Raw genomic sequence first — 23,975 nt, 5'->3', positions numbered from 1 at the left:
TATAAAGTTAACATACTTGGTGTCTATTCTTTTTTAATCCAAATATAATCAACAAGATTATTGTTGTTTTCGTCAATAAAAGCGACCCCGTTAAAAATTATCATCTGCCCCAAATGTCCAATAGTAATCGATCCCTTAGCTATTTTTAATTCGTTTCTTATCGTTTTACTTTTCTTTTCAATATCTGACATGTTAGATCCAACACGAAAACCTTGTTTAGTTTTATAAAGATTGGATCTGGTTATTATGGATGTCACTATCTGATTACTTACAGTGATGTCAAAATCATCATCTTTTATTTCAATTTTAGGAAGCTCTTTGTTTAAATGGAACACATCAATATTATTTTTTGTAATTGATGGCTTCTGTGTTTTACAAGAAATTAAAAGGAGCCCAAAAAGTAGAATTATTTTTTTCAAAGTGATTTAAAATTAGAGATTATTATTTAATTCATTACAGTCTTTCAGTATTTTTTTTAAACTAGTGTGCTGATTTTATAAAAACAGTAGTTGATAATTTATTGTTATTGAGGTATTAACATCCAGCCATATGGGGCTTAAAAGTATTGGAAGTATCGTGTTAATTTATAAAAAAAAATCTAGGAACATATATAGCCATGAGAACTCAGTAAAGTTATATTGGTTATAATGAGGCTTTTTTGTGTTTTTGATATTTTTTTTAATTTTTATTTTTTATATCAAAAAATAAATTACATTTGAAAACTTTTTAGTAAGTAAAATGTTGTGTTTTTCTTATTTCGTGAACAGTTATTTTAAAGGGAAAAGTGATTGTTCTGCATTTTGGAAATGCATCGAAAAAATTAAGTTTATCCCTTCTTCTACGCTTACAGATAGACAGCAGTTTAATAAACTACATGTTGTGTATCTGAATATAAGACAGTGATTCAATATTTTTTTTAGGTTATCTACTATCAGGACATTCAAAGAATGTACCTCAGATAGGATTATTGTATAATTTTTTAAAAAAATAAATGAACACTAAATATAAAGATTTAATAGAGCAAACTTTTGATTTTCCACAAGAAGAGTTTAAAACAGAAAACAATAACCTCCAATTTCACGGCATAGATTTAATGTCTTTGGTAGAAGAATACGGTACCCCTTTAAAGTTTACCTATTTGCCAAAAATTACTGAGAACATTAACAAAGCTAAGGGATGGTTTAAAAAATCAATCAAAGATCACGATTATAAAGGACGTTATTATTATAGCTACTGTACCAAAAGCTCTCATTTTAAGTATGTGCTTAATGAGGCTTTAACAAATGATATTCATATAGAGACTTCATCTGCTTTTGATTTAGACATCGTTGCCAATTTAAAGGCAGAGGGAAAAATTAAAGATGAAACCTTTATTATTTGTAATGGTTTTAAAAGAGATCAATACATAAAAAATATCGGAGCACTCATCAACTCTGGACACAAGAACTGTGTGCCAATCATAGACAACTATGAAGAGCTACCACTTATTCAAGAACAGACTAAGAAAAAATTTAAAGTAGGTATCCGAATTGCATCTGAGGAGGAACCAAAGTTTGAGTTTTACACCAGTCGTTTAGGGATTGGGTATAAAAACATTGTTTCTTTTTACGAAAGAGAAATAGCAAACAATCCGAAGGTTGAGCTTAAGATGCTGCACTTTTTTATCAATACAGGGATTAGAGACAATGCCTATTATTGGAATGAGTTGCTCAAGTGTATTAGCGTATATATCAAATTAAAAAAGGCCTGTCCAACTTTGGATAGTTTAAACATTGGAGGTGGTTTTCCTATCAAAAACTCCTTGGCTTTTGATTATGATTATCAATATATGATTGATGAAATTATCAATCAAATTAATGAGGCGTGTAAAAGTGCAAATGTAGCTGTCCCACATATATTTACTGAGTTTGGTAGCTTTACTGTTGGAGAAGCCAGCGGTGCTATTTATGAAGTGCTCTATCAAAAGAAACAGAACGATCGTGAAAAATGGAACATGATCAACTCTTCTTTTATTACCACTCTGCCAGATTCTTGGGCCATTAATAAGCGATTTATTATGCTGCCTATTAACAAGTGGAACCACAGGTATGAACGTGTCTTATTAGGAGGTCTAACTTGTGATAGTGATGATTATTACAATTCTGAACAGCATATTAATGCCATCTATTTGCCTGTATATGAAAAAGAAAATCCTTTGTATATTGGATTCTTTAATACAGGTGCTTATCAAGAAAGTATCGGTGGATTTGGAGGGCTTCAACACTGTTTGATTCCGCATCCAAAACATATCTTAATAGATAGGGATGAAGAGGGTAATACCATAACAAAAGTGTTTAAAGAACAACAAAAGAGTCAAGAATTATTGTCTATTTTAGGATATGACAAGAGCTCTTAGGAACGAGAATTTTTACAAATATTAAAACAGCAAAAGCAAATTACCAACAAATTAAAAAAAATGAAAACTAGTAAAACGTACGCGGGAATTCCTGAAAATTTTTCAAAAATTGAGCAGTCTAAGATTGTGTTAATTCCGGTTCCATATGATGGGACTAGTACCTGGCAAAAAGGAGCAGACAAAGGGCCAGAAGCCTTTTTAGACGCTTCTGAGAACATGGAGTTGTATGATATAGAAACCGATTCTGAAGTATACAAAGAGGGTGTGTTTTTAGCAGATGCAATTACTGAGAGCTCATCGCCTGAAGCTATGGTTGATGCGGTACATCAAGCAACTAAGAAATACATCAACAAAAACAAGTTTGTGACTGTATTTGGAGGTGAACATTCCATTTCTATTGGGACTATTAGAGCGTTTAATGAATGTTTTAATGATTTGACCGTATTGCATATTGATGCGCATGCTGATTTGAGAAAATCTTATGAAGGCTCTGCTTGCAATCACGCTTGTGCAGTTTATGAAGCTAGCCAAAATACCAATTTGGTACAAGTTGGGATACGAAGCATGGATGTTACAGAAAAAACAATCATGAATCCAGACAAAACATTTTTTGCACATGAAATGGCTGTAAATGAATATTGGATGGATGATGTAATTGATCAGCTAACTAAAAACGTCTTTATTACATTTGATTTGGATGCATTAGATCCATCGATTTTGCCATCAACAGGAACTCCTGAACCAGGAGGTCTGTTTTATTATGAAACCCTGGAGTTTTTAAAGAAGGTATTTGAGGCTAAGAATGTAGTTGGTTTTGACATCGTAGAACTGTGTCCTAATCCTACTGAAAAAGCATCTGATTTTTTAGCGGCCAAGTTGTATTACAAAATGTTGAGCTATAAATTTTCATCAAATGATGATACCTATGATGTAGATGAATTGATTGATGAGAGCCCATTTAGCAAGTTGTCTAAATTTAAAAACGATGACGACGATTATTAATTAAACTATATTAATTATCTTTCTGTCAGTTAATTAGTAAATAAAATAAACTAAAAAATTAATTAAAAATAAAAATGAGCGCATGTATTCTTTTCATAAAACACAGTTTTGTTTAGAGATATTGCATCAAAATAAATCATAAAATGAGTAAACCAATTACCGAATTTATTGAGAAATATTTTTTGCATTTCAACGCCGCGAGTCTTGTAGATGCGGCAAAAGGCTATGAAGCCCAATTAAATAAAGGATCAAAAATGCTAGTATCTTTAGCTGGGGCGATGAGCACCGCAGAATTAGGAAAGATATTTGCAGAAATGATTCGTCAAGACAAGGTTCAAATTGTTTCTTGTACAGGAGCAAATTTAGAAGAAGACATCATGAATTTAGTGGCGCATTCACATTATAAACGTGTGCCTAATTACCGTGATCTAACTCCTCAAGATGAATGGGATTTGTTAGAGAAAGGGCTAAATCGTGTTACAGATACCTGTATTCCAGAAGAAGAAGCTTTTAGAAGAATTCAACAACATATTGTTAAAATATGGAAAGATGCCGAAGCAAATGGAGAACGCTATTTGCCACATGAGTATATGTATAAGTTGTTGCTTTCTGGTGTGTTAGAAGAGTATTATGAGATTGATTTAAAAGATTCTTGGATGTACGCTGCAGCAGAAAAAAACCTTCCTATTATTTGCCCAGGTTGGGAAGATAGTACTATGGGGAACATCTTTGCTAGTTATGTTTTAAAAGGAGAGTTAAAAGCCAGTACCATGAAATCGGGTATCGAGTATATGACCTTTTTAGCAGATTGGTATACCGATAATTCACAAAATGGAATAGGTTTCTTCCAGATTGGTGGAGGAATCGCTGGAGATTTCCCTATCTGTGTGGTGCCGATGTTATACCAAGATATGGAAAGACCAGAAACTCCTTTTTGGAGCTATTTCTGTCAAATTTCTGATTCAACAACTAGTTATGGGTCGTACTCAGGTGCTGTACCTAATGAGAAAATCACTTGGGGTAAATTAGATATAGACACCCCTAAGTTTATCATAGAAAGCGATGCAACAATTGTTGCTCCATTAATCTTTGCTTACCTTTTAAACATGTAATTATGAAACGCGTTATTGTAGATTATTCTAAGCTCACAACTGATATTTTAGATATGTTAGTTGAAAAGTACCCCGATGGTTATGATTATGGTGATGTAATTTCTTTTAAAAATGCAAAAGGAGAAACAATTAAAGCTGTTGAGGTTAAAACTGAAGACACCATTTATCTGGTAAAAATTAGTTCTAGATTAGAACAAACCATGGAAGATTATGCAGAAGATGAAGATTCATTTGATTCTGATGATTTTGATTTGAATGACGATATAGAAGAAGGAGATGAAGATTTTTAATTAAAGTTGTTGAAATTCAGTCAATAAGCAAAATAAAGAGTGTCAATATGTTTAAAAAAAAAATTTATTCATTTGACATTTTTTTTTATTATATTGATAGGATTAATGTACAGTAATAATATAAAGTAAAAAAAATGGGAAAATTTGAAATTAAAACAGACAAAGCAGGTAAGTTTAGATTTAACTTAAAAGCGGGAAATGGACAAGTTATTTTAGCGAGTCAAGGTTACTCATCAAAAGCAGGATGTGAAAACGGTATTGATTCTGTTAGAAAAAACTCACAGAATGATGCAATGTTTGAGCGTTGTACAGCAAAAGACGGAAGTCCGTATTTCAATTTAAAATCATCTAATGGTCAAGTGATTGGAAACAGTGAAATGTATTCAAACAATGCTGCTATGGAAAATGGGGTTGCTTCTGTAAAAAAGAATGCACCAGATGCTAAAGTAGAAGAAGTTTAATAGATGTTTGATTCTATATTAGATTCTCTAAAAGGAGAAGTAGGAAATACCCTAATGAGTAAATTAGGACTAAGTGAAGCAGAGGTAGATAAGACTATGCAAGGGTCTAAAGAGGCTATGGAAACCACCATAACCAATGAGGCAAAAAACAATGGCATGGATACTTTGGTAAATTTGTTTTCAGACAAAACCAATACATCAGGAGCTAGTAATTTATTAGGGACCTTGGGTTCAAATCTTATTTCTAGTCTAACTTCTAAAGGTTTTGATTCATCAAAATCTTCATCTATAGCAACAATAATCTTACCAGTGATTACCAATCTTTTATCAAGTAAAATTGGTGGAGATTCATCAAACCTAACGTCAATTTTAGGATCTGATGGAATTTCTGATATGATTGAGGATAAAGCAAAAGGATTTTTAAAAGGCTTGTTTTAAACAAGCCATTTTTATTGTAATGTTTATAAGGAGAATTCATTTCTCCTTTTTTTATTAAAAAGAGTGATATAATTATGTCAAAGTTAAGTTTTAGTGAGCATATTCAATCAGGCTACACTTTTAAAAAAGATTTCATCACATTAGGGACAGCAATGCTAGAAGGTGAAGGTATCACTGGCGCTCATGTTAAAATCCCATTAAAAACACTCAATAGGCACGGTTTAATTGCAGGTGCTACCGGTACAGGAAAAACAAAGACCCTTCAGCTTATTGTAGAACAATTGTCTTTAAAAGGGATTCCTTCATTAATGATGGATATTAAAGGTGATTTAAGTGGATTGGCAATGCCAGGTAGTTTAAATGATCACATAACTTGGAGGCACAATACCATTGGTTTGGCTTATGAGCCCACAGCAATCCCTGTAGAGTTGATGACCATTTCAAATGGTGATGGCGTTCGATTGCGTGCTACAGTCTCTGAATTTGGTCCTGTTTTACTCTCTAAAATTTTGATGCTAAATGATACCCAATCTGGTATCGTATCACTGCTCTTTAAATATTGTGACGATCATAAGTTGCCACTTTTAGATTTGGAAGATTTAAAAAAGATACTTCAGTATTTAATCGGTGAGGGTAAAGAAGAGATTAAGAAAGAATACGGGAGTGTTTCTAGTGCTTCTGTAAACAAAATATTGCGCAATGTTATAGAATTGGAACAGCAGCGAGCAGATTTGTTTTTTGGAGAAAAGTCTTTTGAGATTAAAGACCTGCTTCGTAAAAAAGAGGGTCGAGGTGTTGCTTCTATTATTCGTTTAAATGATATTCAAGACAAGCCTAAGTTGTTTTCAACATTTATGTTAAGTCTACTCTCTGAAGTCTATCACGATTTACCAGAAGAGGGCGATGCTGATGTCCCTAAATTGGCAATTTTTATTGATGAAGCTCATTTAATTTTTGATCATGCCTCGCGTGTATTGTTAGATCAAATAGAAACCATGGTAAAACTTATTCGATCAAAAGGAGTTGGTTTGTTTTTTGTGACACAAAACCCTACAGATGTTCCCGAAGAAATTTTAAGTCAATTGGGATTAAAAGTACAGCATGCTTTGCGTGCATTTACTGCCAAGGATAGAAGAAATATTAGAAAAACTGCTGAGAATTATCCTATTTCGGAGTTTTATAAAACTGATGTGGTCCTTACCTCTATGGGAATAGGAGAAGCCCTGGTTACAGCCTTAGATGAAAAAGGGAGACCAACTCCTTTGGCACACACCTTATTAAGAGCGCCAGTATCTAGAATGGATGTATTAACCGCCAAAGAAATTAAAACGCTGGTAAGCAATTCTGATTTGGTTCGTGTCTATAATGAGACCATCAACAGAGAAAGTGCCTATGAAATGCTATCAGAGAAGATAGAAATCGCTCAGCGAGAAGAAAATCAAGAAAAATTAAGAGAGGTACAGAAAAAGAGCAAACGAACTAGAACCAAAGAAGAAGATTCTACTCTTGAGAGTTTGTCTAAAAACACCATGGTTAGGCAATTAGGTAGAACCATTCTTAGAGAGGTAACCCGAGGTTTATTAGGGATTCTGGGTGTAAAAAAGCGCTAAGTTTTTAAATCTTTTCATAAAAAAAACCGTATCAATTGATACGGTTTTTTAGTTGTAAAAAGCGTTTAGACCGCTTCACCATTTTGTATTTTTTTAGCGATTGCCTCTACTTCATCTAAAACTCTTAATAAGTTTCCACTCCAAAGTTTTTCAATTTCAGCTTCAGTATAGCCTCTCTTTACCAATTCTATAGTAACATTTAAGGTTTCAGAAGCATCATTCCATCCTTCTACACCACCACCACCATCAAAATCAGAACTGATTCCAACATGGTCAATACCGATCTTCTTAACCATATAATCAATATGATCTACAAAGTCAGCAACATTTACAGGGTCAAACTTGTCAGGGTTTTCAGCCATTTTTGCTTGAGCCTGAGTTCTAATCTTCATGTATTTCTCATAATACGATTGTTGCTCTTCTTGAGGTAATTTTCTAGCCTCAGCTCTTGACATAATTGTAAAACCTTGCTCTTTAGCAAAGTCAGCCATAAACTCTTGAACCACTTTATTATAAGCGTTGTTTTTCTCTGTGTTTACATAAGAGTTAAAAGCAACGGTTTGTACAACACCCCCGTTTTTCTTTAACCATTCTAACTGCTCATCATCTAAGTTTCTACTGTGATCACATAGAGCTCTAGCAGAAGAGTGAGAAGCAATGATAGGAGCTTTAGACAATTCAATCATGTCTTTCATGGCTTGTTTAGATGGGTGAGATACATCGATCATGATTCCCCATTTGTTCATTTCTTTAAGTACTTCTTTACCTAAGTCGCTTACACCATTGTGCAACCAAGTGTCATCTGCTTCACCAGTGTTTGAATCACAAAGTTGACTATGTCCATTGTGAGAAAGTGACATATAACGAGCACCCAAGTCATAAAATTCTTTTACTCTATTGATATCAGTTCCAACAGGGTATCCATTTTCTATTCCAATCATGGCTACTTTTTTTCCAGAAGCATAGATGCGTTTTGCATCTGCAGAGCTAAGGGCTAATTCAATGTCATTAGGAGCAATCTCTTCTGTTAAACGGTGAATCGCATTAAACTTATCCATTGCATTTTTATATGCTTTGTCATAGCCTTCTGGAGTTAAATCACCTTGACCTGTATAGACGATAAACCAAGAAACATCCAAACCACCTTTTTTCATTTTAGGTAAGTTTACTTGATTGTCTAATTCTTGGGTATAGTTTACCTCTTCTGTAAAGTTTCTAACATTGATATCGTTGTGTGTATCTAAAGTCATTACTCTTTGGTGAATGGCTTTCGCTTTTGCTAGCATTTCTGGACTAAGCTCCGAAGTCGCTTTCTTTTCTTCTGGTTTACAGGCTGTAAATAAGATAAGAGCTGCCGCTAATAATCGAATGGTTTTCATGTTGTTGTGTAATTAGTTAGTGATTGTTTGTGTAAATAAAAATCTAAAATACGTGTTTTTATTTAGCTGTTAAAATACCCAAGCTATAATTTATCCCAAGAGAAATGCTTGGACTACTTAAAAGGCCTCCTCTAGCTTTTACATAGCCAAAGGCAGTTCGTAAACTAAGTTGATTGTTTAGCTTGTAATCAAGACCGGCACTTGGTTTTACAATGAGTCCTTGACCTGTACCAATATCTCCACCACCAGCTGCTCCAAGCAATACCTGTCCAAACAGGCTTGCGTTTGTCTTACCGAGTTTTTTTGATCGATATCCCGCACCGACCAAACCTTCTGCATAAGCACCTGCGTTTCCGAAATCTGCAAATGAGGTATGGCCAGCCAAATACAAATGTTTGTTCATAAAAATATTTACCTGTAAGGCAAATTGATGCAAATGCTCTGTGGGTTCTATCATTCTATCGGCATTCAAATACATTTCTTGCCCTAAAATAAATTGAACTCCTTTAATTTTTACGTCTTCTAGTTGACTGCCATCAGTACTGCTAAGTCCTTGTTGATGTACATAGTACTTAAGTCCAAAACCAAGAGTAGTAGCCGAAAAATGATTGTTTAAACTCATCAAATAGCCTTTGTTAATGGCTAGATAGACTTCATCAAAAAGTCGTTGTTCAATTGAGAGGTCTGGATAGATAAAAAAACCACCGCCACTATCAACGCCGCCGCCACCTCCAGCTCCAAGACCAAATTTGGCTAAGATGTTGGTTCTATCTTTGTTCATAGAAAAATGATAGCCTCCTCCTAAGAAAAGATCCATATAGCCACCTTGGATTCCGTGATAGGCTCCATCTGCCTTAAAAAAAGCAAACCATTGATCGTTAAAATACGAGTTAATTTCAAAACCAGCCAATTGAATTGTTTTGCCTTTTAATAAAGAGCCGTCTGTTAATTTTGAATCGCCATACGGGCTTAAATTGTTGAGATGTAAGAGTAGAGAAATTCTTTTAGAAGGTTGGTTCCAAGAGCTTTTTACTAAGTCGGTTACTGTATAAGACTGCTCACGTTCTTTAAATAAGCTGTAATCAAAAGAGACAGGAATCTGTACTCCAAAATTTAATTGTTGGCTGCTAATGTTTCCCTTGTCAAAAAAATTGATAGCACTATAGCCTGCGGTTACAGAAAAGTTGTTTAAAGCATAGCCCAAGTTTAGATGAGGTAATAGAAAGGCTCCACCACCGTCAGGTGCACTTGCTCCGCCGCCGCCGCCAAAATGAATACCAGCATCAACAAACCAATGCTTGCTTAACTCTTTTTTTATACCAACATTAAGGCCTAAGGTAAACAAGCCACCTCTTATTCCGTTAACAGAACCGTAAAAACCAGCACCTGCATAGATTGATTTGTTAAGCCATAGATTGTAGTGGATTCCAGTTAAACCCATATTGTCTTCTGGCAGCCCTAAGATGGCATCAAATGGCATTTTAACCGAGAGGTAATCCAAGCCAATAAAAGCTTTTTGATGTGTTTTGCTTGGGAAACCTAATTCTTGTCCAGAACTAAAATGGATAGAGCCTCCTAATATGAGTAGTAGTGCTAATTTTTTCAAAATAAATTTAGTGTTTGTGTAAACTAATAATTACTGTCTTAGAGGTTGGGGTATTGCTGATGGTGGCCGTACTATTTAACGGAACCAATACATTGGTTTCTGGAAAATACGTAGCGGTACATTGTTTAGGAATATCATAAGGGATGGCTAAAAACCCTTTTGCTGTTCTTTCTTCGCCATTAAAATGACTAGTTAAATCTAGCAAATCAAGTTTTTTAATCCCTAAGTTTTTCATGTCTTCTGGATTCATAAAGATAACCCTACGCTCATTCAAAACCCCTCGATAACGATCATCCAAGCCATAAATAGTGGTATTGTATTGATCATGTGTACGTATGGTCATCATTAAAAATTGATCCTTTTTTAATTGTATATCAGAGGGCTTGTTGGCTGTGAAATTTGCTTTACCTGTGTGTGTTGGAGAGAAATCATTTGCTCTTGCATTGTTAGGTAAATAAAATCCTCCAGGCTGTCTTACTCTTGTGTTGTAATTTTCAAAACCAGGGATACTCGCTTCTATGGCATTTCTAATAAGATCATAGTTTGCAACCATCTCAGACCAATTGGTGGTACTGCTTTTTAAGGTGGCATTTGCCATGCCTGCAACAATAGCAGGTTCACTAAGCAAATGAGATGAAAGCGCTTTTAAATCGCCATGTGATTGGTGTACCACTCCCATCGAATTTTCTACTGTAACAAATTGTGCTCCACTGGCTTGTAGGTCTTCTTCTGATCTTCCTAAACAAGGTAAAATAAGCGCTTGTTTTCCATGGATCAAATGACTTCTGTTTAGTTTTGTTGAGATTTGTACCGTAAGGGAACAGTTGCGTAAAGCATCTGCCGTAAATTCAGTATCGGGTGTTGCAGAAATAAAATTACCACCCATTCCTATAAATACTGTTGCTTTTTTTGCATGCATTGCTTTGATGGCATCGACCACATCAAAACCGTGTTTTCTAGGAGCAGTAAAATTGAATTCTTTTTCCAAACGATCTAAAAAATCATCCTTGGGTTTTTCCCAAATCCCCATGGTTCTATCTCCTTGTACATTAGAGTGTCCTCTCACCGGACAGGTTCCTGCGCCAGGTTTACCAATACTACCTTTTAAGAGCAGTATATTAACCAACTCTCTAATATTATCAACCGCATTTTTATGTTGAGTTAGACCCATGGCCCAACAGATAATAATTTTATTATTGTTAGCGATAAGGTCTGCTGCTTTTTCTATTTCAGAAAATTCTATCCCTGTTTGTGGTACTAAGTCTTCTATGCTATACTGCTCTAAATCAGCAAGGAATTCATCCAGTCCTGCTGTTTTTTCTGCAATAAATTCATGGTCAAAAACACTGTTTGGTACTGCTTTTTCTTTGGCGACTAAAAGTTTTAAAATAATTTTTAGCAAAGCCACGTCTCCGTTAATTTTTACTTGTAAAAACAAATCGGTAAGGTCTTGACCTTCACCAAACCATTTAAGCGGATTTTGAGGGTCTTTATAATTAAGCAAGCCGACTTCTGGAAGCGGATTGATGGTAATAATCTTTCCACCATGCTTTTTGGTGTCACCAAGAGCTGTAAGCATTCTCGGATGGTTCGTTCCAGGGTTTTGCCCCATGACGATAACCAAATCAGCCTCATTAAAATCTTCTAAAGTAACAGATCCTTTTCCTATTCCTAAGGTTTCTGATAGTGCAGAACCACTGCTCTCATGGCACATATTAGAACAGTCTGGTAAGTTGTTGGTTCCAAACTGGCGTACAAACAATTGGTATAAAAAAGCGGCTTCATTACTGGTTCTTCCAGAAGTATAGAAAACGGCCTCATCTGGTGATTTTAGTCCGTTTAATTCTGTTCCGATCATTTGAAATGCTGCATCCCAAGAAATTTCTTGGTAATGCGTGGCTCCTTCTGCTAAGTACATCGGGTGAGTGATTCGACCACTTTTTCCAATCTCATAGTCAGAGAGTAAAGACAATTCACGTACGGAGTGACTGGCAAAAAACAAGGGAGATACTCTCTTTTTTGTAGCTTCTTCAGCTACTGCTTTTGCACCATTCTCACAATATTCTGCTAAAAAGGCTCTTTTTTCATCTGGATCTGGCCAAGCACAACCAGGACAATCAAAACCATTTTTTTGATTTAATCTTGCTAGCAAACCAATTCCTTTAATCAGACCCACTTCATTTTTAACATGACTTAAGGCAGATTGTATTGCCTTTGCACCTACCGCAGAGGTTGGTACTTTTGTTAGTTTAATTCCTGTTAAAGTTTCTGGGGCTTGTGCCTCTGGTTTTTTTGTACTCATAAGTTTATATACTGAGGATTTGCATAGATAGTCATTTTCTCATCTCTGCTAAATCCAATTAAACAAATTCCGAATTCTTTTGCAAAATCAATGGCTAGTGAAGAGCAGGCAGAAACAGCTACCACAACCGGAATTTTAGCAAAAAAAGCTTTGGATATAATTTCATAAGAGACTCTTCCGCTCACCATAAGGTATTTGCCTTGGGCCAGCTGAGATTCTTGTAATAATGCGCCTATACACTTGTCTACGGCATTGTGTCTTCCGATATCTTCTTGTGCCGTGAGCATACTCAAACTCTCATCAAAAATAGCTGCTGCATGACTACCGCCAGATTTATGGAACGTAGCTTGGGCCTCTTGCATATTTGCTTGCATGACTTGGATATTGGCATTGCTGATGGTCTTGCTATGGCTGAGTGCTGCTCCAGAAAGTTCTATATCTTTGAGCTCTTGTTTGCCGCAAATACCACATGAAGAAACAGAGAGTAGTGTTCTTTTATTAAGGTAGCCTTTGCCCAATAGTTCTTTTGGAATGCTGCAATTAATGATGCTGTTTATTGCATTTTCTTTTTGAACGATTGTATAGTTTAGGGCTTCTTTTTTTTTATAGATATCTTCTGCAAAGAGCAAACCTCTAATCAAAAAAAAATCACTACCGGGAGTTCTCATAACCACGGTATATGGGGTTTCGTTAATATTTATTTGCAGGGGAGCTTCTACAACTACAGTATCGTCTACAAAGCTTTGTTGCTTGGCAATGGTTTTGATAGATTGATATTGTAAGGTGTCCATAGGTACTCTAAATACTAGCTTTACAAATTTAAAGAAAACTTGTGGTTTTTAAGACAATAGAGCTAAAGCTTTTTGCAAATGATCACTTGGAGCTGTTTGTTTAGGTTGGTTGTAAAAAACAAGTAGTGATCTCCACCGTCTTTGAGTTTGGTTTTTTTTCTGATCTGTGCTACAGTTTCAGGAAAATTACGCGTGGTAATATTGGCTTTAGAATTGGGTATCGCTTTCTTTAGAGCTTTCTTGTCATAAGGCAAAACATCTTCTACAACAAAGGTTCTTCCCGGGAAGGCGATCAGCTGATCAGCGGTATATAGGTGTGAATGCTGTTGAAGTTTCTCTAGTTTGAGTTGTTGGCTAATTTGATGAAACCCACCTGATTTTAAGATTGCAGCGTTGGGTTCATATAGATAAGCTTTGGGCAATGCATATTGAGAGTCCGCCGTTTCATCTAAAGAAAACTCAAATAGCTCAAGCTGTTCTTTGCTGTGATTTACTGTTTTAATTTGGATAGATCCGGTATGGTCTTTAGCCAACAAAAACAACAATTCTTTTACCTCGTTTTCTACAGCGATTATGTGGATTTCTTTAACAAATTTTAATTCGTTAATACTGCTGGTAAGGTCTAAAATTGGTGAACTTTTAATGAGGATGTTTTTAGCTTTTTTAAATAAAAAATCTAAATGATCCGGTACATTGGGCAGGCAGTCTGCCATTAAAAAAACTTTGCCTTTGTGGGCAACTCTTCTTGAGGGATCTATATAAATCCAATCAAAAGTTGTTGTGGTATTTTTAAGGTATTCAAGTCCATCTCCAAGTACAAAATTACAGTTGTCACAGGCTAACTGATTAAAATTATGACTAGCAATTTTAGAGAGTTCTTCATTGATCTCGCAATGGGTAACTTGTGTTGTGTTTTTAGAAAATGCCCAGCTGTCAACCCCAAAACCACCAGTAAGATCTATTAAGCTTTTGCCGCTCACCAATTTTGCTTTGTAATTAGCAGTAATTTCAGATGAAGTTTGCTCAAGGTTGAGTTTGGGTGGATAGTAAATGCCTTGGGTGGCAAACCAACTTGGCAACTTGCTCTTCGCCTTTTTTTTTGCAGCAATCTGCGTGGCAATTTCTTGAATGCTCACTTCTTTAAATGGACTTCCTTTAAAGATTAACTTAGAGAGATCTGTTTGTAAATGTTCATCAATATACTGCTGAACTTCTGGATGTAAAAGTTTGGTGTTCAAACGAAAAACAGATTAAAGGTCTTTGGTTAGTGATTTTACGATCCTGTTTTCTGATAAAAACTCTTTTAAAATAACCTTAATGGCCGTATAGGTTGGAACTGCTGTTATCATGCCAACAACGCCAAATAAAAGGCCTCCAATGATAATAATTAAGAAAATTTCTAATGGATGTGATTTTGTGGTTTTTGAAAAGATATACGGTTGGCTGAAAAAATTATCGACCAACTGTGCTATCAAATACCCTAACATCACATAGAGTGTTGTAGGTAAAATCACAGTTTGAAAATCGTTACCAAGATTGCTAGTCATCGAAAGGAAAAACATCAATACAGCACCAATCATAGGGCCAATATATGGGATCAAATTTAATAAGGCGCATAAAAATGCAATGACAACCGCATTAGAAATTCCGCAAATTAATAAGGTAATCGTATACAAAACAAAGAGGATGCTTATTTGCAAAAACAAACCGATAAAATAACGAGACAACAGATCGTTGATTTTTTCTATAGAAACAGAAAACTTATTTTCACTTTTTTCTGGAATGATGGTTAGTACCGCATTTTTTAATAAATCACTGTCTTTCATAAAGAAAAAACTGATAAATAACACGGAGAATAAGCCCACACTTAGGGTGCCTAAAACCCCTACAAATGAGTTGAGTAAGTTGGGTATTGCTTGGAAACTTGAGCTAAAGTCGAAGTTTTTTAATTCATTTAAAAGATTGATGTCTTTTGATTTAAAATACTGAGTAACCTGTTGGAGTACGTTTTGTAAGTTTTGCTGTAGTTTGTCGGTTTGGAGCAAAGACAAGCTCTCACCTTGCTCAATAATCAGTGGAATAAACATGCCAATCAAACCAGCCAATAAGCTTACAAAAAGCAGCATGGTAATAATTACAGCCACCGTATTAGGAATCTTTAACTTGAGCTTTAAAAATCGAATGATAGGCCTGGCAATTAAGGTAAGTACAGAGGCGATTATAATGTAAACGATAACGGATTCTACCGCATATAAAAAATAGCCGAGTAGGGCAATTCCAAGAAGAATTGCAACGGCTCTTAAAATACCTTTTGAAATATCTTTTGAAGTCATCATTTAATTATATGCTTTTACAGTTCCCATACTCAATTGTCTATTGCCTATGCTGTGATTTTGTGGTAATAAGGCACCAGATTCTGTGGTAATCCATTCATCCCAAGTGGCTTCTAAACCATTCATTCTCATGCTTGGAACATACATTTTAAAACGGATAGGTAGATAGTCTTCATTTACAATCCAAACGTATGAATCTCCAGGAGTACTCCCTCCGGTAGTGTATTTTACTTTTAAACGAGGCTCACCATCAACCATTTCTAGCGTTCTGATAATCCCATCTTCAAAAAGTTTATGTGGAGCGACTAGCCAAAAACTATCGTTGTTAAAAATATCTAAGGCGCGTTGTATAGTGCTTTCTTTGTTGTTGACTACTTCTGTCTCATTGATAAACAGTCTGCTTTTTTCTAGTTCATTTGGATGCAATATAACAGTGTTTTCATCCCATTTAACTTCTACGATATGCTCTTGTTTGTCCCATTTAAAAAAACGAGCTCCTCTAAAACTCCACTCAATATAGCGAGTTTTGGTATACGCATCATGCTTGATTGTTTTTAAAATCTTATGAGCCAAGGCATCGGCTTTTTCATTGTAGGCTTTTACTTTGCCTAAATCTAGTTGCATGCCAAATAAGGAGAGGCTGTGTTTTGTTGGGAGTTTTATCCCAGTATCTGTATTGGTCCAATCGCTCCAAGTAGCAGAAACACCACCTAAAGGAATAATACCAACCCACATTTTATATTCTGTTGGCATGCCGTTTTTGTCAAGGATCCACAAATAAGAATCCCCAGGAGTTGATCCACCACTAGTGTAGGTAACCAATAAGGCAGCTTTATCATTGTATTGAACCAAACGTCTTTCTACACCTGGATCCATTACTTTATAGGGTGCCATTAGCCAGAAGCTATCGTTGTTAAAAAAGTTGGTCGCTTGTTCTATGTGTTTTTTATTTTCTGCTTTGTTCTTGCTTTTAAGTACCTTGCTTTTACTCGGTTCTTTGGTGTGCAGCTCAACTTGGATGTCATTCCATGAAACCATCACGACATCTTTTTGATGATACCACTTGTAAAAATGCTCGCCTCTAAAACTCCATTCGATTACTTCGGTTTCTGCTAGATACTTCTGGTTAAGTGCTGTAAGCATTTTTTGAGCCAGTGCATCTGCTTCTTTTCCTTGAACCCCTGTAGGGAGTTCTTCGTTATTTTTATAATAAAATACAGCCGCAATAATGGCAAGGATAAGGATGAGAATCCCTAGGAATTTTAAAAACTTTTTCATGGACACTTAGGCTAGATTGAAATGCTAATTTACTATAATTTATTGGCATTGTAAAAGTCTAAAACATGAGCGGGGATTTCTACATCTTTGGCTAGTTTGTCATCAGAAATTGGGTGTAATGCCACCTGTTGCAACGGGACAAGTCCAGCCCAAACCGGTAGGGCATAATCTTCAGGCTCATCGGCTACACCGACGTCTCTAATTTTTGCCGAGGCGGTTTCTATGGTAAACTTAACCACCAAGGTTCTTTCTAGTTCTTCTGGATGCATGGGTCTAATACCATCCCAACGGCCTTTCATCATATGTTCCATAAAACAAAACAAAGCCGCATCTTTCTCTAGGGGTTCGCTAAGTTCTTCTACGCTGCCAAACAAGGTGGCAGAGCGGTAATTAACTGAGTGGTGTAGGCCAGAGCGCGCTAAGACTAAGGCATCTAAATGCATCACAGTCATGCTCATTTCTTTTGCGTCTAAAAGGCTGGTAAGCATTCTGTTGGCTCTTGATCCGTGCAGGTAGATTTCTTGTCCTTTACGACCGTAAGCCATGGGCAAACTAATGGCTTTTCCTTTGTAGATATAGCTAACATAACCTATAAACCCAGCATCTAAAATATTGTTTATTTTGTCTACATCATAGCTGGCTCTGTTATGGCCTCGTTTTACCCTGTTTAATTTTGATTGACTGTATTCTTTCATCTTATAAATAACGTTCTTGAATAATTTTTGTGTGCCAAATATCATGGCCTAAAATAATAAATGCTGCTGCTCTTGCAGAAACTGGAGAGCCATTTGCACTGCCCATAAAGGCAAAGTTTTTTTCAGAAATACTTTTTAATAAAGAAATAGAATTGTCTCTGTTGATGGTGAATTCTTCTAGCATTTGTGCTTTGCTTTTTAAATCAGCTTCTGATGGGATGATATAATCATCTTGATCAAATCCAGCCAAATTAGTTTTGTCATTTCTAGCAATTCTAAAACAGCGATACATGAAAACACGTTCAGTGTCTATTAAATGCTGAAATACTTCTAAAATGCTCCATTTTTCTGGTTGATATCGATGCAATAGCTTATCATCTGGAATGCTAAGAATAAAATCTTGAATCATTTTTTTGCCTTTGACATAGCCTTCTATTAGTTCTGTGTCATTTGCTAACAAACCTACGTAGTTGTTGTAGTACTCGTGAAATTCTGTTGGTTTTAAATCTGCTTTTATCATCTGTTGTTTTTTAAGATACTCATATTATAAGTTGACCAATATTGGTTTTTAAACTTACAGTTTTCTTTTAAGATTCCTTCCATTTTAAAGCCACATTTTTTATAACATCTGATGGCTTGTTTGTTAAAATCATAGACTCCTAAATCTAAACGATGTAGCTGTAAATCTTCAAATCCAATTCTTATCAGCTCTTTAATTATTAATGTGCCATAGCCTTTGTTTCTAGAATTGTTATTGCCAACCAATACTCTGCAAATTCTGGCAGAATCATTTTTGTAATCAATAGTATTGAGCTCTGCATGACCAATTACTTCTTGCGTTTTGATGTCTGTAACTTTATAAACCAGTCGATTTGGAGCAGCTGTGTATATTGCTAGTTGTTGAGGTGTAATTGGGTACTCAAAAATATGTGCGCCAAATACAACCATTAAGCGTTCAGAATCAATCCAATTTATAAGCCTATTGTAATCTGATTTTTCAAATTTCTCAAGTTTTATCATGAAAATATCCGTTTGAATAATCAAAATTACTATTTTTATGGACTGCTGTTGTCGTCCATAATAAAAATACTTAGTAGTCCAGTTATGTTTCCATATAAAACAAGTATCACTTTTGATCGAAAAAGCAATCAACCCTTGTATTTGCAATTGTCAAATCAGTTGATTGCATTAATCAATGCAAATAGATTGCCTTCTAAAACAAAATTACCAGGTAGTAGAACGCTTGCCGCGTTGTTAGAGGTGCATAGAAAAACTATTGTTGCTTGTTATGATGAGTTGCTTTTACAAGGATGGATAGAAACAATCCCTCAAAGAGGAACTTTTGTACACAGCGATTTGCCTGAATTGCAGCAGCAAGATTTTAGTGAGGATTCTATAATAAAGGATAAGAATACTACGGGTTTTCAATTTTACAAGAGAGATCACCTACAAAAGAACACAGCAATAGTCTCAACTGGTTTTATCACATTAAACGATGGTGTTTCTGATGCGCGCTTAACCCCCATAAATGATATAGCACGGATATACAGAAGAATAACAAGCAAAAAAAATGCATCTGAGCATCTGTCTTACGGCTCAGTTTACGGAAACGAAACTTTGAGGGTAATATTGGCTTCTTATTTGAGCCAGACTAGAGGTCTAGATATTAGCAAAGAGCAAATTTTAATTACTAGAGGTAGTCAAAATGGGATTTATCTGGCTTCACAACTGCTTTTTAAAAAAGGGGATTGCGTACTCGTTGGCGATACAAACTATGCTTCAGCAGATACTACATTTAAAAATCAAGAGGCCAAGCTTATTAGGGTTGATGTTGATGTCTTTGGATTAAATACCAATCAGATAGAAGAAATCTGTCAAAAACAAAATATAAAAGGTGTTTATGTAACCTCTCACCATCATCATCCAACCACAGTAACCCTATCTGCAGAAAGAAGGATTCATTTGTTAAATCTTGCTCAGAAATACAATTTTGCAATTATAGAAGATGATTATGACTATGATTTTAATTATAATCATTCACCTATTCTGCCTTTGGCAAGTCATGATGTAAACGGAAATGTCATTTATATAGGATCGGTATGTAAAACGGTGGCCCCAGTTTTTAGAGTTGGGTATTTGGTGGCTCCAAAAGCATTTGTTGATGAGGCTGCGGCCTACCGAAAAATTGTTGATCGTCAGGGCGATGCCTTATTAGAGTTAACCTTTGCAAGTTTTATCAAATCTGGTGATTTGGATCGGCATATTAAAAAGGTCTTAAAAATTTACAAAGTTAGACGTGATCTGATGTGTAGTTTACTCACTGAAAAATTGGCAGCTTATTTTGAGTTTGAAATTCCAAAAGGAGGGATGGCAATCTGGCTGTCACTTACTAAAAAACTGACTTGGAAAAGGGTTGCCGAAGCAGCTTTACTACAGCAGTTAGAAATTGGTGATTGGACTCGCTATGATCCAGAAAACTTAGGGCATAATGCCATTCGATTGGGTTTTGCTAGCTATAACGAAGCAGAAATATACCAGTTAATTGAGAAGTTTGAATTGACTTTTAAAGCGATTGAAGAGGAAAAATCTTCTTAAATTTTTTGGGGATCTCTTTATGTATACAAAGCGGTTCTTTAGTAAGGGGATGGATAAAGTCTAAGCTAGCGGCATGCAGGTAGAGGCCTTTTCCTTTTAAAAAATGCCTAGGCTCTCCGTGTTCTTGATCGCCTAAAATTTGATTTCTGATAGAAGCAAGATGGATTCTTAATTGATGCTTTCTACCGGTGCTAGGAGATAGCTTTACAAAATTTAAAAAACCAAATCGTTTAGAGCTTACTGTTTCTAAAACTTCATAGTGAGTTTCGGCATTTTTGCCATCGATAGCCTCATTGATATGCCCAGTAACTTGCATCTGACCAATGCATACGGCGTAATAGGTTTTTTTGATTTTTTTATCCTTAAATAAATCGCTTAAAGCGACAATAGCAGCACTGGTTTTTCCGACGAGTAAAACACCGCTGGTAGGATAGTCTAAGCGATGCACTGGCTGTGGTTTTACAGCATCAGCCTTCGTGCTTTTTTGTAAGTTTTGAGGCAGTCCGTTTGCAATGGTCACAAATTTATTGCCACTGACTAAAATTCCTGAAGGTTTGTAAATGACGGCCAAATAATGATCTTCATGCAACACCTCAAGTGGTAAGACTAAACGTTTAAAAGCCTCTTCGGTTTTGTTTGAATACAATTCAATACGTTCACCTCCATGAATATAGGTTGCTGTAGTTGCAGGGGTATCGTTTATAAAAATCAACACTTTTTTAATGGCCTTTTTGATACCTGATTTGCTGGGGATGCTATTAAAAATACCCACAGCATATTCTTGAAAGCGAATCGGTTTTTCTGTAGTAACCGCAATATGGCTTTCTATCATCTGCATCTAGACAGCAAACAATTGACTCATGTCTTTAAAGGCTTTAAACTCAAGCGCATTGTTTTCTGGGTCGTTAAAAAACAGGGTAGCCTGCTCGCCAACTTTGCCTTTAAAACGAATGGTTGGTTCTATAATAAATGTAGTGTTTGCCGCTTTTAATCTCTCTGATAAATCATGCCAATCTTCCCAAGTTAAGACCACGCCAAAATGAGGAACGGGTACCTGATGCCCGTCAACAGGATTGGTAATGGCCGTGCTAGGTTTGTGTCCTGCTTTTTGATGGATGACCAATTGGTGTCCAAAAAAGTTAAAGTCTACCCATTGCTCGCTACTTCTTCCTTCTGAACATCCTAAGATGTCTCTGTAAAAAGCACGGCAGGTTTCTAGATTTTGTACCGGAATGGCTAAGTGAAAAGGTTGTATCATTTTTTTAGGTTCAAACCTGCCTGAGGCAGGCAGGGGTTCAAGGGTTTGTTAGTTCGAGAACTTTTCTCGTTAGCAATGTTGTCCTCGATACAAATTTCATCAAATTTATTTTAAAAAATAAGTCCTATTGATAATTTTTTTAAAAACCAACCGCGGCATCATCTCCACGTGGATCTGCGCCTCCTTCTAATTTTCCGTTTGGCAAGACTAAAATGGCATCAACTCGACCAATAATCAAAGAATTTCGCTCTAGCAATTCATAACCCAAAGCTTTTAACTTGTTTTTGGTAATGCTGTCAAACCCATTTGGTTCCATTCTAATATTGTCTGGATACCACTGGTGATGAAAACGTGCTTGATTTACAGATTCTTGCATGCCCATATCATATGCTACCACATTTAAAATATTTTGCAATACCGATGTAATAATCGTTGATCCACCAGGGGTACCAACAACCATTTTTAATTTTCCATTGTAAGATACAATTGTTGGGGTCATAGAACTAAGCATCCTTTTTCCTGGGGCAATGGCATTGGCTTTAGAACCTAACAAGCCATATACATTTGGTGTTCCTGGTTTGCTGCTAAAATCATCCATTTCATTGTTTAAGAAAAATCCGCCTCCTTTTACAAATACCTTAGAACCATAACCAGTGTTTAAGGTAGTGGTTACAGAAACGGCATTTCCAAAAGCATCTACAATAGAGTAGTGGGTGGTTTCATTGCTTTCATATCCCAAAACAGTTCCATGAGAAATGTCTGAAGATTTGGTGGCCTTATCCCAAGAAAAACTCTTCATTCTATCGTTAATATAATCAGCGTCTGTTAAGCTGTCAATCGGCACATCTACATAATCAATATCGCCTAAATAATGAGCTCTATCAGCATAAGATCTTCTTTCTGCTTCTGTTAATAATTGAATGTATTTTGTAGAGTTGTGCTCAATTTTTGACAAATCATAAGGCTCAATCGCTTTTAAAATTTGTGCCAAACAGATTCCTCCACTTGCGGGCAAAGTCATCGAGGTAATGGTGTATCCTTTATAATCAAAGCTTACTGGTTTGCGCCACACTGCTTGATAGCTGGTAAGATCTTCATGGGTCATTTTACCGCCAAGTTCTGTTACATAGTTTACCATTAGATCGGCAGTTTTTCCTTTGTAAAACCCATCCATTCCTTTGTCGCGAATGCGCTCTAGGGTTTGTGCGAGTTCTTCTAGTTTAATAATATCGCCTTCTTTCCATTCGGCATCAAAAGCGATGGTGTAATTGTTTGCTTTCTGAAAGCGTTTTCGGGTTCCATTTAAAGCACGGGCTTGCATCTTTGAAACTTTAAAACCGTTTCGAGCCAAATCTATTGCGGGCTGTACCAACTCTTTAAACGGAAGGCTTCCAAATTTTTTATACACTTCCATAATACCAGCAACAGATCCTGGTACACCCACTGAGTGAACACCAAAGCTGCTCATCTCTGGAATCACATCGCCTTTTTCATCCAAATACATGTCTTTATGTGCAGAGTTTGGAGCTTTCTCTCTAAAATCAAGAGCTCCAGTACTACCGTCGTTTTGTCGGTATACCATAAAACCACCACCACCAATATTTCCTGCCTGAGGATATACGACAGCGAGTGCCAATTGGGTAGCGATCATTGCATCATAGGCGTTTCCACCTTTTTTTAAGATGTCAGAACCAATTGTAGAAGCTTCTACACGAGCAGAAACCACCATGGCTTTGTCTGCAATAACTCCGATTATTTTTTCTTCTTTACTACAACTTGCAACAAGAAATGCAATTGTAAGCAGGTAGGCTATTTTTTTCATGGATTGATAGTTGTTTGGTTGATTTCAATTATTTTATTCTTGGTAAAGGCTCTTAAATCTTCAAAGAACAGCGTAAAATCTTTTTCAAATTCTGTATAGTGATCTTTTAAATCTTCTAAGGCCAAATGCATTTGCGATTGCAAATGAGTTCTCTTGTTCATGCCGTTTAATACCTTTTGCATGCCTTCAAAAAATTGGTAGTTGTACAACCAATTGTATTCAATCATATAAGGTAGTAAATCTTGGGTTTTTTTAGGAAGTTTTTCTTTTTGATCTTCTAAGAGCTGATAAACTTTATCTACATAGATCTCTAGCGGAGTCTCTGAGTACTGATTCCAGTTTTTTGCTAAAAAATGATCGTAAAAAAGATCAATGATAATGCCTTTATAATGCCCGTAACGAGCATGAAGTCTGCGTTTGCTCTTTCTAACCACAGGATGTGCATCTGTAAAAGTGTCTATCTGTCTGTGTAAAAAGATGCCTTTTTGAATCTCTGGATCTAGATGCGTAAAGCGATTGCCTCGAATATGATCAGCAATAAAATTACCAGTCATTAGCTGAGGGTTGTCTTCTGACAAGTATAGGTGTGCTAGGAAATTCAAGGTGTA

The 23,975-nt window shown here is 35.9% G+C and carries 23 protein-coding genes; 8 read left to right on the top strand and 15 right to left on the bottom strand.

Features of this window, described 5'->3' with window-relative positions; genetic code table 11:
- Positions 1–23 precede the first annotated feature (23 nt).
- Positions 24–419 carry a hypothetical protein gene (locus tag WHC90_RS04305; protein ID WP_188597269.1) on the bottom strand — a complete coding sequence of 132 codons (396 nt, stop codon included), beginning with the start codon at positions 417–419 and terminating at the stop codon, positions 24–26.
- Between the two features lie 572 nt (positions 420–991).
- Here WHC90_RS04305 and WHC90_RS04300 point away from each other — a divergent pair.
- From WHC90_RS04300 to WHC90_RS04270, 7 genes are all read left to right on the top strand, one after another.
- The gene (locus WHC90_RS04300) at positions 992–2,395 is read left to right on the top strand and encodes an arginine decarboxylase (RefSeq protein ID WP_188597268.1); all 1,404 of its coding nucleotides are present in this window, start codon (positions 992–994) and stop codon (positions 2,393–2,395) included.
- A 60-nt stretch (positions 2,396–2,455) separates the two neighbouring features.
- Positions 2,456–3,397, top strand: coding sequence for an agmatinase (gene speB / locus WHC90_RS04295; RefSeq protein WP_188597267.1), 942 nt, complete (start codon positions 2,456–2,458; stop codon positions 3,395–3,397).
- 143 nt (positions 3,398–3,540) lie between these two features.
- Positions 3,541–4,509 (top strand): deoxyhypusine synthase family protein, encoded by a 969-nt coding sequence (locus WHC90_RS04290; RefSeq protein WP_188597266.1) that lies wholly within the window; start codon positions 3,541–3,543, stop codon positions 4,507–4,509.
- Between the two features lie 2 nt (positions 4,510–4,511).
- Positions 4,512–4,799 (top strand): hypothetical protein, encoded by a 288-nt coding sequence (locus WHC90_RS04285; RefSeq protein WP_188597265.1) that lies wholly within the window; start codon positions 4,512–4,514, stop codon positions 4,797–4,799.
- A 134-nt stretch (positions 4,800–4,933) separates the two neighbouring features.
- Positions 4,934–5,260, top strand: a complete 327-nt coding sequence (locus WHC90_RS04280) for a YegP family protein (protein ID WP_188597264.1) — start codon at positions 4,934–4,936, stop codon at positions 5,258–5,260.
- A 3-nt stretch (positions 5,261–5,263) separates the two neighbouring features.
- Positions 5,264–5,698, top strand: a complete 435-nt coding sequence (locus WHC90_RS04275) for a hypothetical protein (protein ID WP_188597263.1) — start codon at positions 5,264–5,266, stop codon at positions 5,696–5,698.
- Positions 5,699–5,772: 74 nt separating this feature from the next.
- A complete protein-coding gene (locus WHC90_RS04270) occupies positions 5,773–7,308 on the top strand; it encodes a helicase HerA-like domain-containing protein (RefSeq protein WP_188597262.1) in 1,536 nt (511 codons plus the stop codon).
- Positions 7,309–7,373: 65 nt separating this feature from the next.
- On the opposite strand, the gene WHC90_RS04265 is transcribed toward WHC90_RS04270, so the two are convergent.
- From WHC90_RS04265 to WHC90_RS04220, 10 genes are all read right to left on the bottom strand, one after another.
- Positions 7,374–8,687 carry a dipeptidase gene (locus WHC90_RS04265; protein WP_188597261.1) on the bottom strand — a complete coding sequence of 438 codons (1,314 nt, stop codon included), beginning with the start codon at positions 8,685–8,687 and terminating at the stop codon, positions 7,374–7,376.
- Between the two features lie 58 nt (positions 8,688–8,745).
- Entirely contained in the window at positions 8,746–10,293 is a 1,548-nt protein-coding gene (locus WHC90_RS04260; RefSeq protein ID WP_229664856.1) for a hypothetical protein, read from the bottom strand.
- Between the two features lie 7 nt (positions 10,294–10,300).
- Positions 10,301–12,595 (bottom strand): FdhF/YdeP family oxidoreductase, encoded by a 2,295-nt coding sequence (locus tag WHC90_RS04255; RefSeq protein ID WP_188597260.1) that lies wholly within the window; start codon positions 12,593–12,595, stop codon positions 10,301–10,303.
- Complete coding sequence (gene fdhD / locus WHC90_RS04250) at positions 12,592–13,386, bottom strand: formate dehydrogenase accessory sulfurtransferase FdhD (RefSeq protein ID WP_188597259.1); 795 nt, start codon at positions 13,384–13,386, stop codon at positions 12,592–12,594. Before fdhD ends, WHC90_RS04255 begins: the two co-directional genes overlap by 4 nt.
- 62 nt (positions 13,387–13,448) lie before the next feature.
- Positions 13,449–14,624 (bottom strand): THUMP-like domain-containing protein, encoded by a 1,176-nt coding sequence (locus WHC90_RS04245; protein WP_188597258.1) that lies wholly within the window; start codon positions 14,622–14,624, stop codon positions 13,449–13,451.
- 12 nt (positions 14,625–14,636) lie between these two features.
- A complete protein-coding gene (locus WHC90_RS04240) occupies positions 14,637–15,719 on the bottom strand; it encodes an AI-2E family transporter (RefSeq protein WP_188598557.1) in 1,083 nt (360 codons plus the stop codon).
- Positions 15,720–15,722: 3 nt separating this feature from the next.
- Positions 15,723–16,997 carry a hypothetical protein gene (locus WHC90_RS04235; RefSeq protein ID WP_188597257.1) on the bottom strand — a complete coding sequence of 425 codons (1,275 nt, stop codon included), beginning with the start codon at positions 16,995–16,997 and terminating at the stop codon, positions 15,723–15,725.
- A gap of 32 nt (positions 16,998–17,029) precedes the next feature.
- Positions 17,030–17,692: a pyridoxamine 5'-phosphate oxidase family protein gene (locus tag WHC90_RS04230; RefSeq protein ID WP_188597256.1), complete on the bottom strand. Its 663-nt coding sequence runs from the start codon at positions 17,690–17,692 to the stop codon at positions 17,030–17,032.
- A gap of 1 nt (position 17,693) precedes the next feature.
- On the bottom strand, positions 17,694–18,212 hold the full coding sequence (locus WHC90_RS04225; RefSeq protein ID WP_188597255.1) for a DinB family protein: 519 nt from the start codon (positions 18,210–18,212) through the stop codon (positions 17,694–17,696).
- Entirely contained in the window at positions 18,209–18,712 is a 504-nt protein-coding gene (locus WHC90_RS04220) for a GNAT family N-acetyltransferase (RefSeq protein ID WP_188597254.1), read from the bottom strand. The genes WHC90_RS04225 and WHC90_RS04220 overlap by 4 nt, the downstream gene beginning before the upstream one ends.
- An 84-nt stretch (positions 18,713–18,796) precedes the next feature.
- On the opposite strand from WHC90_RS04220, the gene WHC90_RS04215 reads away from it, so the two are divergent.
- A complete protein-coding gene (locus tag WHC90_RS04215; RefSeq protein WP_188597253.1) occupies positions 18,797–20,287 on the top strand; it encodes a PLP-dependent aminotransferase family protein in 1,491 nt (496 codons plus the stop codon).
- Here WHC90_RS04215 and WHC90_RS04210 read toward each other — a convergent pair.
- The 4 genes from WHC90_RS04210 to WHC90_RS04195 all read right to left on the bottom strand — a co-directional run bounded on the left by WHC90_RS04210 (position 20,256) and on the right by WHC90_RS04195 (position 23,969).
- Positions 20,256–21,125, bottom strand: coding sequence for an RluA family pseudouridine synthase (locus tag WHC90_RS04210; RefSeq protein WP_188597252.1), 870 nt, complete (start codon positions 21,123–21,125; stop codon positions 20,256–20,258). The two genes, WHC90_RS04215 and WHC90_RS04210, sit on opposite strands and share 32 nt — an antisense overlap.
- Positions 21,126–21,545 (bottom strand): VOC family protein, encoded by a 420-nt coding sequence (locus tag WHC90_RS04205; protein ID WP_188597251.1) that lies wholly within the window; start codon positions 21,543–21,545, stop codon positions 21,126–21,128.
- A 139-nt stretch (positions 21,546–21,684) separates the two neighbouring features.
- Positions 21,685–23,367, bottom strand: a complete 1,683-nt coding sequence (gene ggt, locus WHC90_RS04200; protein ID WP_188597250.1) for a gamma-glutamyltransferase — start codon at positions 23,365–23,367, stop codon at positions 21,685–21,687.
- A complete protein-coding gene (locus WHC90_RS04195; protein ID WP_188597249.1) occupies positions 23,364–23,969 on the bottom strand; it encodes an ACP phosphodiesterase in 606 nt (201 codons plus the stop codon). The genes ggt and WHC90_RS04195 overlap by 4 nt, the downstream gene beginning before the upstream one ends.
- Positions 23,970–23,975: the final 6 nt, after the last annotated feature.

Origin of the sequence: Polaribacter pacificus, from assembly GCF_038024035.1 — a bacterium.
Classification (GTDB): Bacteria; Bacteroidota; Bacteroidia; order Flavobacteriales; family Flavobacteriaceae; genus Polaribacter; species Polaribacter pacificus.
Note: the sequence above shows the minus strand (reverse complement) of the source record. Positions and strands in the feature narration are given on the sequence as shown.